Genomic DNA, 11,951 nt, shown 5'->3' on the forward strand with positions numbered 1-11,951 from the left:
CGACGACTGCGGCACGACGACTGCGGCACGACGACTGCGGCACGACGACTGCGGCACGACGACTGCGGCACGACGACACCGCGCCCCCTGAACGCTTTCGCGTCAGGGGGCGCGGTCGTATACGGGTATACGGCGCGCCACGTGAAGATCGACATGGCTGGCGTTGCGAATGGCAAATTGCGAAGTACAAATTGCGACCTGCGGCTTACGATTCACGGCTTACTTCACGATCGTCACCCCGCCATCGATGACGCCATAGGCTTCGACCTTGCCGCTACCGGCGGCGCGTGGCCCTGAGCCCGAGTCGGGTGCGGCGCATGCACCGAGCATCGTCACGACAAACAGCGCCAGCGCGCCGACAATTCCGAAATTTCGCTTCACAACGTTGACTCCTCAAATCCGGGGGCCGCTGCGTGCCGACTTACGGCCGACATTGCCCATCACACGACGCCCCGTCACGCATCGTTCGACAACCCCGATGTGACATCGGTTCGCTGGCTTCCCGAGCCTGCCTCTTGCCCCGATGTCGCAACGCACAGAGAATGACGATCTGGCGGCGGAAATGACCCCACGCTATGAATCGTCCCGCTGTGAATCGTCCCGAATATGAGACGTCGTTTTCCGCGCCTCGACAATCCTGACCACGTCCCGATGGGACCGCACCGGCCATGTTCCCACGCTACTGCCCATCGCACCGACATTCACGCCAACATCCCCGCCAACATCGGCAGCGTCTGCGCCTCGCCCTCGCCGTCGTCGCGTCGTTGGCCGCATCGCAAGCGCACGCCGCCGTCTCCGTGAAAGACGACACCGGCGCTACCGTGACACTGCCCGCCCCCGCAAAGCGCGTGGTCAGCCTCGCCCCGCACGCGACCGAGTTGCTGTTCGCCGCCGGCGCCGGCGACAAAGTCGTGGGCGTGGTGAAGTACTCGGATTATCCGGAGGCGGCGCAGCGTTTGCCGCGCGTGGGCGACAACAGCGCACTCGATCTGGAGCGCATTCTCGCGCTTAAACCGGACTTGCTCGTCGTGTGGATGCACGGCAACTCACAGCGTCAGGTCGAAGCGCTGCGTCGGTTGAAGTTGCCAGTGTTCTATTCGGAGCCGAAACATCTGAGCGATTTGCCCGACGCCATCGAGACCCTCGGCACGTTGATGGGCACACCGGCGAAAGCCCAGGCGTCGGCCGACGCGTTTCGCGCGCGTTATGAAGCGCTGCGCAAGCAGTACGCGTCGCGCCCGCCGGTGCCGGTTTTCTATCAGGTCTGGGCGCAGCCGCTCATGACACTGAACGGCACGCATATGGTGAGCGATGTGATTCGCCTGTGCGGCGGCGTGAACGTCTTCGCCGACGAAGCGCCGCTGGTGCCGCGCGTGTCCGTCGAAGCGGTGCTGGCGAAAGCGCCGGAGGCAATGTTCACGGCCACGCAAGGGGCGACGACGTCGGACAAGCCCCTCGCCACGCTCGATAGCTGGCGCCAGTGGCCGCAGTTGCCGGCGGTGGCGCGCAACAACCTGTTCGGTATCGACGGCGATCTCATCAACCGTCCCGGCCCGCGCATTCTCGATGGCGCCCGCGCACTGTGCGAAGACCTCGATCTCGCGCGCACGCGTCGCCCGCAAACGGTGAAGTGAGCGAATCACGTCGTGCGTGCGACGATTCAGGCGTTCCAGCGAATCAGGCGCGCCCGACCGTCGCCGGCGATGCGAAGATGGCACAGATGGCCGAAGTCCAGTGTCCACGCCAGACACGCGGTCGTCGGCAAACGCAACGCCGTTGCCGTATGCAGACGGATGGGACCGGCATGGGCGACGACGAGATGCACGTCGTCGTGCGTGGCGGACGAGCGCAGCGCTCGTGCCCAGGCGTCCATGCGACGCAAGACGTCGCGCGCGCATTCACCGCCCGGTGGGGTAAAGCCACAGACATCCGCCGCCCACGCGTCGAGCGCCGTGCGATCGATATCGTCCCATCGGCGCATCTCCCAGGCACCGAAATCCATCTCGGCAAGCCGCGCGTCAATCTGCAACGACAGACCGAGTTCCCCCGCCATCGCCTGCGCCGCACGTCGAGCACGCTGCAGGGGACTGCTGTGAATCGCCGTCGGGCGACGGCCTTCGAGCACATCGTGCAGTCGCGACACCATGCCTCGGATCTCGGGAAGCAGGCGAGCCTCGACAGGCGGCACGTCGGCGCGGCCATAGCAGACATCCGAAGCGACATCCGGCGGCGGGTGCCGCATCAGTATCAGATCCATGCGCACACCGTGAGATACAGCGCGAGTTCGCCGAGTTGTTGGGCGAAGCCGAGCGTGTCGCCGGTGTAGCCGCCGAGGCGTCGGCGCAGATAGCGGATGAACCCGGCGCGCAGCACGACGAGCACTACCGCCCCCGTCGCCCCCGCACGCCAGTCGGGCCATAGCCACCAGGGCACGCTGCACGCCACGCCGAACATCAGCCCGGCAACGCTCAGCCGCTGCGCGACCGGCTTGGCCTTGCCTTCGGGACGCACGTAATCGAGCGCGCGCAGCAAGCTGATCGCCATACTGCGACTCGCGGCATGCGCCCCGATCAGCACGACGGCAAAGCCGCCCCATCCGACCGACGCCTGAATGTCGACGAGCGCCTGCCATTTGACGGCCAGCGCCAGCCACAACGCGACCGCGCCATATGTACCGATACGCGAATCGTGCATGATGGCCAACACGCGCGCGCGCTCGAAGGCCCCGCCGAACGCGTCGACGGAATCGGCGAGCCCGTCTTCATGGAAGGCCCCGGTAAGCAGCACGCTCACGCCGAGCCCGAGCGCGATGGCCAGCGGCGGCGACCACAGGTGTCCCATCGCCACCGTCAGCAAGGCCACACATGTGCCCACGAACACACCGACGAGCGGGAAGTACCGCGTTGCTGCATTCAACTGCTCGGGCGAGTAGCCGACCCATTGCGGAATCGGCACACGGGTGAAAAATCCGAGGGCCGTTAGGAAAAGTCGCCATTGCCCCCGCCATCCGCCGAACGATGCCGCTGCCGGTGCCAGCGCAACGACGTCACGCGTCCGAAGCTCGGCGTCGTCCGAGCCTTGCGACGGCTCCGGGGCAGCCGTCGTCATGCGCTCGCCGCCTCACGGTCGCTGACACCGGCGCCTTCGAACGTCGCCATCTCGCGCAGGAACGCGGCGGCGGCCCGAATCAACGGCATCGCGAGCGCTGCCCCCGTGCCCTCGCCAAGACGCAATCCCAGTTGCAGCAAGGGCTCCGCGCCGAGCGCGTCGAGCATCGCGCGATGGCCGGTTTCGTCGGATGCGTGCGCGAACACGCAGTAGTCCAGCACGGCGGGCGACACACGCGAGGCGACCAGCAATGCCGCGGTGCTGATGAAGCCGTCCACCACGATCACGAGGCCGAGCTTCGCTGCGGCAAGGTACGCCCCCGTCATCATCGCGATCTCGAAGCCACCAAACGTCGCCAGCGTGTCCAGGGGATCGGGGGGGGTGCCCGTGGCCGGATGCGCCGCCAGCGCACGTTCGAGGATGGCCGTCTTGCGCGCGAGCCCGGCGTCGTCGACACCGGTGCCGCGTCCGACGCAGGCCGGGAGCGGCAATCCCGTCAGACGCTGCATCAGACACGCCGCAGACGACGTATTGCCGATCCCCATCTCGCCGAAGCCGATCATGCGCGTGCCCCGCGAGGCGTGCGTCACTACGCGCGCGGCGCCGGCGGTGAGGGCGGCTTCGAGTTGCTCGCGCGTCATGGCGGGCGCGTCGAGGAAGTTCCGCGTGCCGCGCGCCACGGGAATGTCGACGAGCGACGCATGCGACGGGAAGTCGGCCACCACGCCCGCATTGATGACTTCCATTTCGATGTCGTTGGCGCGGCAGAAAACGTTGATGGCCGCACCGCCGCCCAGGAAGTTGAGGACCATCTGCGCGGTAACTGCCTGCGGATAAGGACTCACGCCGGCCGCCACGACACCGTGGTCGCCAGCGAACACGAGCATGGCAGCACGCGTCAGGTCAGGCGCGGTGCTCTGCTGGATCCGGCCGAGGCGATGCGCCACGCGCTCCAGCGCGCCGAGACTGCCAGGCGGCTTGGTCTTGGTGTCGATGGCGTGTTGCAGTGAGTCATCCATCGCCGCCGACGGCGCGGCAATGTCGAAGAGTTCTGCCAGCAACGGGCTGAAAGCGGTCATACGGGTGCGTCCTGAAACGGTGGAACAGAGAAACTGAGATACGGAAGATACGGGAGATACCGTGAAATACGGTCAAATACGGGAGATGACCTCGACGCATGCTGCGGCTTTTCGCACGCGCGCGGATGTGAGTGTACGCCTGCTCGTGCACGCATCGTCAGCACCCTCATGATCCCCGTCATGAACACATTCATGGGCGACGCACAGGGACGAGCGCTTCGTCTTCGCCGTCGCGAATCAACCGCAACGGGTAGCCGAACGCTTCGCTGCACGCCGCCGCCGAGAACACATCGCGCACCGGCCCGGCACGCCAACCGCCACGCCCGTCGAGCAGCAGGCCGTGCGTGGCGAAGCGGCGCGCCAGATTGAGATCGTGGCACGAGAAGATGACGGCGGCCCCTTGCTCTTCGCCTTGGCGGGTGGCATACGCGGCCAGCAGCGCCAGCGCATCGATCTGATGATGCAGATCGAGATGCGATACCGGCTCGTCGAGCAACAACAACGGCGTGGCCTGCGCGATCACCGCCGCCAGCGACACTCGCTGGCGCTCGCCGCCCGAGAGCGTCGTAACGTCGCGCGAGGCGAACTCGCCGAGACCGACCTGTGCGAGAGCGGCGCGGGCGATGGCGACATCGTCGTCGGACTCCCACGCGCCCCAGCGGCCTTGCGCGAGGTACGGGTGACGGCCAGCCAGCACCACTTCGAGCGCGGTGGCGCCGAAGGCGTCGCGGGTCTGCTGCGGCATGAGCGCCCTCACCCGGGCCAACGGTTCGGGACGCCACGCTGCCAGCGGCTTGCCGCCGATCACGATACGCCCGCTTGCGGTAATCGCCGCATCCCGCGAAGGCTTTTCCTCGATGGGACGCAGTCCCGCGAGCGTGGCGAGCAGCGTGGTCTTGCCTGCGCCGTTCGGCCCCGCGAGACACCAGCACTCGCCGGGCGTCACGGCGAGATCCAGCCAGTCGACGAGCGTTCGCTCGCCCGCACGCAGCGTCAGGGCATGGGTTTGCAGCAGCGGTTCGCTCGCCGGCGAGGGCGTCGAGGCAGGCATCGGGAAGTTCATCGGATCCCCCTTCGCGACAGCAGCCACAGGAAAACGGGCACGCCGATCATTGCGGTAATGACGCCGACGGGCAGTTGCGTCGGCGCGATCACGGTGCGCGCGACCAGATCGGCCAGCATCAGCAGCGCCCCGCCCCCGAGCGCCGCCGCCGGCAGCAACATGCGCTGATCGTTGCCGAAACGCAGACGCAGGATATGCGGCACGACGAGACCGATGAAACCGATGCTGCCCGCCGTCGTGACCGCAAGCGCCGTGGCGAGTGATGCGGCCAGATAGATGCGGGCGCGCAGCGGGCCGACGGCCACGCCGACCGCCTGCGCCACGGCTTCGCCTTGCAGCAACACATTCAGACGATGGGCGACGGGGCACACGATGAGCAGCGTCACCACCAGCGCCGCGAGCGGCAACGACGCCCGATCGACGCCGTTCAGGTCGCCCGTCAACCAGAACAACATGCCGCGCAGACTCGCATCGGGCGCGAGCGTGAGAATCAGCGTGGCGATCGCGCCGAAGCCCGCCGCCATCATCACCCCGGTCAGCAGCAGTTTGGTGCTGCTGTCCTGATCGCCGGGCCGCAGGAAACTGCGGCGCGACAGCCCCATCACGATAGCGATGGCGGCCAGAGCGCCAGCGAAGGCGCTCGTCTGCACCCAGAAGAACGGCAACATGAGCGCCAGCGAGGCCAGCGCCGCCACGCCCGCACCGCCGGAGATTCCCAGCACGTAAGGATCGGCCAGCGGGTTGCGCAGCAGGGTTTGCATGAGGGTGCCCGCGACCGCGAGCAACCCGCCGCAGGCGAAGGCGGCGAGCGAGCGCGGCAGGCGCAGACGCCAGATCACGTCGCCCGCGAGGCCCACGTCGTGCCCCAATGCCAACGCACCGATCTCACGCAACGAAACGGGCACGCTACCCAGCATGAGCGACACGACGAGTACGGCCAGCGCGACCCCGGCCAGCCCCGTCCAGATGGCGAGTGCGCGACGCAGCGTCATGCGGCGGCGCGTCCCGCCGGGACGTCCTCGGATGCACGACCCGCCATGCGCAGGTCAGAACGACTTCCAGCCGAGCGAAACGTAAATCGCACGCCCGAGGGTGTTGTAGCCATAGGCTGTCTGGTAGTGCTTGTTGAAGACATTGTCCAGATGCGCCGAAACGTACCAGGACTTGTCGATGTTGTAGCGAGCCTGAAGATTCACGAGCGCGTAGGCGCCGAGATGCTGGCCTCCCGTATCGTAACGCTCACCGCTGTAGAAGACGTCCCCACCGACGCTGAACTTGTCGAAAAGCGCTTGCGTGACACCGAACGAGCCGTACTGCTTCGCCCGGCGCGCGAGCACTTTGCCGGCATCGAGATCGGTCGGATTCTGGCGCGTGAACGACGCCCGCACATCCGTCCCCGTCCACTGAATCTTGCCCTGATAGGTCAGTTCCAGCCCTTCGACCCGGGCGTTCGCCGTCGTGTAAGGCAATACGCTCAGCGATTGAATCAGGTTCGTGTAGTCGGTGCGAAACAGCGCGAGTTTGGCCAGACCGAAGCGCTCGTCGAAGAACTGCACGGCGAGTTCCTTCGAGATCGAGCGTTCGGGCTGGAGGTTCGGGTTGCCGAAGCCAGGAAAGAACAACTCGTTGAAGGTGGGTGCACGAAACCCGTCGGAGGCATTGGCCATCAGCTTCCACTGGTCGGTCAACCGGTAGCCGTAGCCCACCCAGTAGCTGTTGGCCCCGCCGAAGTCGGAGTACATGTCACGACGTACGGTGGCCTGCACCTCGTGCTTTTGTGCGATCACGCCTTCGTAGCTGGCGTAAATCGAGTCGAGATGGCGATTGTTGCGATCGTAGTTCGTGCTGCTCTCGACGGTCTGTTCCTGACGCGTGTAGCCGGCGATGAGCTTCTGCTCCGGCAGAAAGACGTATTCGTTGGCCCAGTCGATCTGGTGGCTCGACGTGTGGAAATTGCCGTTGCCCTTGCCGTTCAGATAGTTGTAGCTGTAATCGTCGCCCTGCGTGACGGTGAAGCGCGTGCTCCACTTGTCGGTGACGCGACCCTTCGCGTAGGCCGAGATCTGGCGCACGCGCGCATCGACATCGTTCAGATCCGTCGGTTTGCCGAACGCGCTGTCGTAGCTGCTGCTGGCGTCGCTCTGAAACAGACGCGCGCCGACTTCCCACGTATCCCCGAGCTTGCGCGAGAGTGCGGCCGTCACGCTGGTGTTGTCGTCGCCGTTGCGGTTTGGGTTGGCCGTGGGCACGAAACGCGGATCCTGTGCCGAGATGCCGTTGGTATGAAAGCGCGAGACGTCGAGCGAGAAGCGCGTCTTGCCGTCGTCGAACGCGCCTGCGATACCGGCATTGGCCTGCGTGGTGTTGTTCGTCCCGTAGCCGATTTCGGCATGAACCTTGGGCGGACCGCCGTCGCCCTTGCGCGTAAAGATCTGAATGACGCCCCCGACCGCTTGCGAGCCATACAGCGCCGAAACGTTGCCGCGCACGATTTCGATGTGGTCGATCTGCGACACCGGAATCTGCGCGATATTGGTCGTACCGGTCGTGGCCGAGTTCACGGGCACGCCGTCGATGAGCACGAGCGACGAGTTGGAGGCCGCACCGCGCATGAAGAGGCTCGCCGAAGCGCCGAAACCGCCGTTCTGCGCGATTTCTACGCCGGCCTGTCCCCGTAGCAGCGACGGCAGATCCTGCGCCTGACTGGCTTCGATCTGCTCACGGGTGATGACCGAAGTGGACGCGAGCGTATCCGCGAGTTTCTGCTCGGTACGCGAGGCGGTCACGACGGTGGTGTTCAGGGTGGCGTCGGCCGATTGCGCGTGTGCGGCCATGCCGGCGCTCAGCAGTGCGGCAGCGAGCGCAACGCGGCGCAAGGCGACGATCGAAGCATCGGACGCGAACGCGTGAGAGCCGAAGACAGGCGCGTGCAGCGCCATTGCGCGAACGAGGGAGCGCATGGTCGGGTATGACTTCCGTAGTTTTCCTATTGCCTTGACCCGTTCCCCCGCAGGTCGCCGACGAAAGGGGAACATCGGGCGCGCCGGTCAGACGTCGAACACGAACATGACGGGAAGGCTCGGCACTGAAAAACGACGACACGTCACCGTCGGCTCGCGCCGGGCGACATGATGAAATCCCCACTCACTTGGGCCGGTATCCGGGCTGGTCATCGTCGCGCCTGACCGGCCTTCCCGCATGCATAGGGCACGCAGTGGCGATAGAGGCGAAGCGCGTTTTCGGAAACCTTTCGGGTCGAAAGAATGACTTACCGTTGCGGGGGCAGCACAGGTTAGCCAGCCCGTGTAGGGACGCGGCTCCCTGTTTCCCGTTTAACCGCGCATGCCGGGGGGCGTGCGCGAGCACCGAAGTGCCGCAAGTGTAGGGGCCAATCGAACGAGCGTCAATGCTCGTTCGTCGGGCATTGGCCGCCGATTCCGTTAGAATGTAGGGCAATTAAGAGGACGCAGCCCGATGCTCACCGATCTCGACAATCTCACCGATAAAATGGAACAGTTGGTTGTAATCAGCCAGCGTTTTCACCAACACAATCAAGCGCTGCTCGCGGAACTCGACCGTGCGCGCGCCGAATGCGACGAAACCCGCGCCGCCATCGAGCAATTGCGCGCAGAGCGCGACGCTTTGCGCCTGCAACGCGATCAGCTTGCCGCCAAGATCGACGAAGCGCAGGTTCGCCTGAACGCGATCCTGGAAAAACTTCCCACGCAAAACCCCGCTGAGGGTCAGATGGATCTGCTCGGCACCCCCGGTGGAGAAAACGCATGACGATCAAGCAGCTCGAAGTTCATATTCTCGAACAGTCTTACCGCCTCGCTTGCCCGCCCGAACATGAAGCCGACCTGCTCGCTTCCGTCTCGCGTGTGGATGCCGAAATGAGCAAAGTGCGCGCGCAAAGCAGCGTGCGCGGCACCGACCGGATTGCCGTCATGGCAGCGTTGAGTCTGGCATCCGAATTGCTTGCGTTGGAAAAAAGTATTGCTGCCGGACAAGCATTCCCCGCCGAAGAAATTCAGCGTAGAATGCAAGCCATGGACGAACGACTGAGCGCTGTCATCGATCAGTATCAGAGCTGAAAGACGTCGGTAGCGGTCCGGTCCGAAAAGTTAGTTTTCCCTGCCTGGTTCGCGAAAGTCATAGATTCCTTGAACCAATGATCTGTTGCAGGTTGCGGAAGTTTGTAGTGCTGGCGTGAGCGTCACTCTGTCTGATGAACCCAAAGCGCTACTAACCGCGACCACCTTGAACCTCACGGTTCAGGATGCCGGCTTAGCGGCTGTGGCGGGGACCCAATGCACGGCACTGCGTGACGACATTCACGCAGTGCCGTTTTTTTCTTCTGTGTTCTGCCGTCCGCCTGCTGCTGTCCGCTCTTTTGCCCCTTCTCAGCCGGCCCCGTTCCCGCGACTGACCTCGGCCCCTGACACGCACGCAAAAGAAAAGGCGACCCTCAGGTCGCCTTCTGCCACCGACATACCGCGCTCAGAACTGCGCTTCACTCAGTGACAGTGCCGAGTCGGCGCCTTCCGTGATCGACTGTGCGAGGCCCGGGGCCTGCGTCAGGATATGCTCCGCGAAGAAGCGTGCGGTGCCGATCTTGGCGTCGTAGAACGACGGATCCTGATCGCGCAGCTTCTGCGCGGCCAACAACGCACGGCCCATCTGCCAGCCACCGAGCACGATGCCTGCGAGCTTCAGATACGGCACACTGCCGGCGAAGACCGCGTTGGCGTTGTCCTGGGTATTCGCGAGCACGTAGTCGACCACGACGGACAGCGCTTCGCGTCCCTTCGCCAGACGCTCGGCCACCGGCGTCGCCACACCCCCCGCAGCACGCAGTTCGTTCTCCGTCGCCTCGATCTGCTCACACAGCATGCGGGCCACGGCACCGCGATCGCGCAGCGTTTTGCGGCCGATCAGATCGTTCGCCTGAATCGCCGTGGTGCCTTCATAGATCGGCAAAATGCGGGCGTCGCGATAGTACTGCGCGGCGCCGGTCTCTTCGATGAAGCCCATGCCGCCGTGCACCTGCACGCCGAGGCTCGTCACCTCCAGCGACATCTCGGTGCTCCAGCCCTTCACGATCGGCACAAGGAACTCGTAGACGGCCTGCGCGCGCTGGCGTGTGTCGGCATCCGCCGCGTGGTGCGCGATGTCGGCCTGCCCGGCGGCCACGTATGCAAGTGCGCGCGCCCCTTGCGTCAGGGCACGCATCGTCATGAGCATGCGTTTGACGTCGGGGTGATGAATGATCGTGACCGCGTCGCGCGACGAGCCATCCACCGGACGGCTTTGCAGCCGGTCGCGTGCATACGCCACCGCGTGCTGATACGAACGCTCGGCGACGGCCACGCCTTGCATGCCCACGGCGAAACGCGCAGCGTTCATCATGATGAACATGTATTCGAGCCCACGGTTTTCCTCGCCGACGAGGTACCCCGTCGCGCCACCGTTGTCACCGAATTGCAGCACCGCCGTCGGGCTCGCCTTGATGCCGAGCTTGTGTTCGATCGACACGCAATGCACGTCGTTGCGTGCACCGAGCTTGCCCTCGGCGTCCACGTTGAACTTCGGCACAATGAACAGCGAGATGCCCTTCACGCCCGCCGGCGCGTCGGGCGTGCGGGCGAGCACGAGGTGAACGATGTTCTCCGCCATGTCGTGTTCGCCGAACGTGATGAAAATCTTCGTGCCGAAAATGCGATAGGTGCCGTCGGCCTCGCGTTCCGCGCGCGTGCGCACCATCGCGAGATCCGAGCCTGCCTGCGGCTCGGTCAGGTTCATCGTGCCGGTCCACTCGCCCGAGAGCAGCTTCGGAACGTAGAGGGCACGCTGTGCCTCGGTGCCTGCGGTGAGCAGCGCTTCGACGGCGCCATCGGTCAGCAACGGGCACAGCGCGAACGACAGGTTCGCGGCATTGAGCATTTCCGTGCAAGGCGTGGCAACGAGTTTGGGCAACCCCTGACCGCCGAATGCCTGCGGATGCACCACCCCTTGCCAGCCAGCTTCGGAAAACTGGCGAAACGCTTCCTTGAATCCCGGCGTGGTGGTGACGACGCCGTCTTTCCATGTACTCGGCTGCTGATCGCCGATGACGTTCAGCGGGGCGAGCACTTCCTCATTGAAGCGGGCCGCTTCTTCGAGCACGGCCTGCGCGACGTCGGGCGAGGCATCCTCATAACCCGGCAGTGCAGCGATGCGCGTCAGGTCCGCGAGTTCGCTCATGACGAACTGCATGTCCTTGATCGGGGCCTGAAAACTCATGTCGTTCCTCCTAGGGATTCCGATTGCCTTCGGATGGTGGCGAATACCGGGATGCTTATTGTTCTGGTTATGTTTTTGGTTCAATCGATTCGGATGAAGACGCTTGTCGTTCTCCACCACGTCCGCATGCGAATCGACGGAACCGGGCCACGGGATCGACTCCCGCAGCCCAGCTGCCGAACTACGGCGCCGTGCGCACCGGCCTCAGATGCTTACAGCGCGCCCGTGAGTTCCGGCACGACGGTGAACAGATCGCCCACCAGACCGTAATCGGCCACCGAGAAAATCGGCGCTTCCGGATCCTTGTTGATCGCCACGATCACCTTCGAATCCTTCATCCCCGCCAGGTGCTGAATCGCCCCCGAGATCCCCACCGCCACGTACAACTGCGGCGCCACGATCTTGCCCGTCTGCCCGAC

12 protein-coding genes, 1 other RNA gene and 1 riboswitch are annotated in these 11,951 nt (G+C 64.9%); of the genes, 4 read left to right on the forward strand and 9 right to left on the reverse strand.

Annotation, left to right across the window (positions count from 1 at the left end):
• Window positions 1-219: 219 nt before the first annotated feature.
• Entirely contained in the window at window positions 220-381 is a 162-nt protein-coding gene (locus PAN31108_RS26570) for a hypothetical protein (RefSeq protein WP_174995150.1), read from the reverse strand.
• A 383-nt stretch (window positions 382-764) separates the two neighbouring features.
• Here PAN31108_RS26570 and PAN31108_RS25820 point away from each other — a divergent pair, with 383 nt between their 5' ends.
• The gene (locus PAN31108_RS25820) at window positions 765-1,634 is read left to right on the forward strand and encodes a cobalamin-binding protein (protein ID WP_306440174.1); all 870 of its coding nucleotides are present in this window, start codon (window positions 765-767) and stop codon (window positions 1,632-1,634) included.
• 26 nt (window positions 1,635-1,660) lie between these two features.
• On the opposite strand, the gene PAN31108_RS25825 is transcribed toward PAN31108_RS25820, so the two are convergent.
• The 6 genes from PAN31108_RS25825 to PAN31108_RS25850 form a co-directional block, all read right to left on the reverse strand.
• A complete protein-coding gene (locus PAN31108_RS25825; protein ID WP_150671607.1) occupies window positions 1,661-2,257 on the reverse strand; it encodes a histidine phosphatase family protein in 597 nt (198 codons plus the stop codon).
• Entirely contained in the window at window positions 2,248-3,108 is an 861-nt protein-coding gene (locus PAN31108_RS25830) for an adenosylcobinamide-GDP ribazoletransferase (RefSeq protein WP_150671608.1), read from the reverse strand. The genes PAN31108_RS25825 and PAN31108_RS25830 overlap by 10 nt, the downstream gene beginning before the upstream one ends.
• Entirely contained in the window at window positions 3,105-4,187 is a 1,083-nt protein-coding gene (gene cobT / locus PAN31108_RS25835; protein ID WP_150671609.1) for a nicotinate-nucleotide--dimethylbenzimidazole phosphoribosyltransferase, read from the reverse strand. The genes PAN31108_RS25830 and cobT overlap by 4 nt, the downstream gene beginning before the upstream one ends.
• Before the next feature lie 190 nt (window positions 4,188-4,377).
• Window positions 4,378-5,238 carry an ABC transporter ATP-binding protein gene (locus PAN31108_RS25840; RefSeq protein WP_150671613.1) on the reverse strand — a complete coding sequence of 287 codons (861 nt, stop codon included), beginning with the start codon at window positions 5,236-5,238 and terminating at the stop codon, window positions 4,378-4,380.
• Window positions 5,239-5,246: 8 nt separating this feature from the next.
• Complete coding sequence (locus PAN31108_RS25845) at window positions 5,247-6,242, reverse strand: FecCD family ABC transporter permease (protein ID WP_150671610.1); 996 nt, start codon at window positions 6,240-6,242, stop codon at window positions 5,247-5,249.
• 54 nt (window positions 6,243-6,296) lie between these two features.
• Window positions 6,297-8,210 (reverse strand): TonB-dependent receptor plug domain-containing protein, encoded by a 1,914-nt coding sequence (locus PAN31108_RS25850; RefSeq protein ID WP_150671611.1) that lies wholly within the window; start codon window positions 8,208-8,210, stop codon window positions 6,297-6,299.
• 174 nt (window positions 8,211-8,384) lie between these two features.
• A riboswitch (cobalamin riboswitch) is annotated at window positions 8,385-8,635 on the reverse strand.
• 89 nt (window positions 8,636-8,724) lie between these two features.
• Here PAN31108_RS25850 and PAN31108_RS25855 point away from each other — a divergent pair.
• From PAN31108_RS25855 to ssrS, 3 genes are all read left to right on the forward strand, one after another.
• Entirely contained in the window at window positions 8,725-9,036 is a 312-nt protein-coding gene (locus PAN31108_RS25855) for an ATPase (RefSeq protein WP_069344296.1), read from the forward strand.
• Window positions 9,033-9,344, forward strand: coding sequence for a cell division protein ZapA (locus PAN31108_RS25860; protein WP_047907312.1), 312 nt, complete (start codon window positions 9,033-9,035; stop codon window positions 9,342-9,344). The genes PAN31108_RS25855 and PAN31108_RS25860 overlap by 4 nt, the downstream gene beginning before the upstream one ends.
• A 34-nt stretch (window positions 9,345-9,378) precedes the next feature.
• Window positions 9,379-9,560, forward strand: a non-coding RNA gene (ssrS, locus tag PAN31108_RS25865) — 6S RNA.
• Between the two features lie 190 nt (window positions 9,561-9,750).
• On the opposite strand, the gene PAN31108_RS25870 is transcribed toward ssrS, so the two are convergent.
• Together PAN31108_RS25870 and PAN31108_RS25875 are read right to left on the reverse strand one after the other, a co-directional pair.
• Window positions 9,751-11,532, reverse strand: a complete 1,782-nt coding sequence (locus tag PAN31108_RS25870; protein ID WP_150671612.1) for an acyl-CoA dehydrogenase — start codon at window positions 11,530-11,532, stop codon at window positions 9,751-9,753.
• Between the two features lie 212 nt (window positions 11,533-11,744).
• Window positions 11,745-11,951 (reverse strand): electron transfer flavoprotein subunit alpha/FixB family protein (locus PAN31108_RS25875; protein ID WP_206093596.1); only part of this gene is annotated, 207 nt, incomplete at its 5' end.

Source organism: Pandoraea anhela, from assembly GCF_902459655.1.
Taxonomy (GTDB): domain Bacteria; phylum Pseudomonadota; class Gammaproteobacteria; order Burkholderiales; family Burkholderiaceae; genus Pandoraea; species Pandoraea anhela.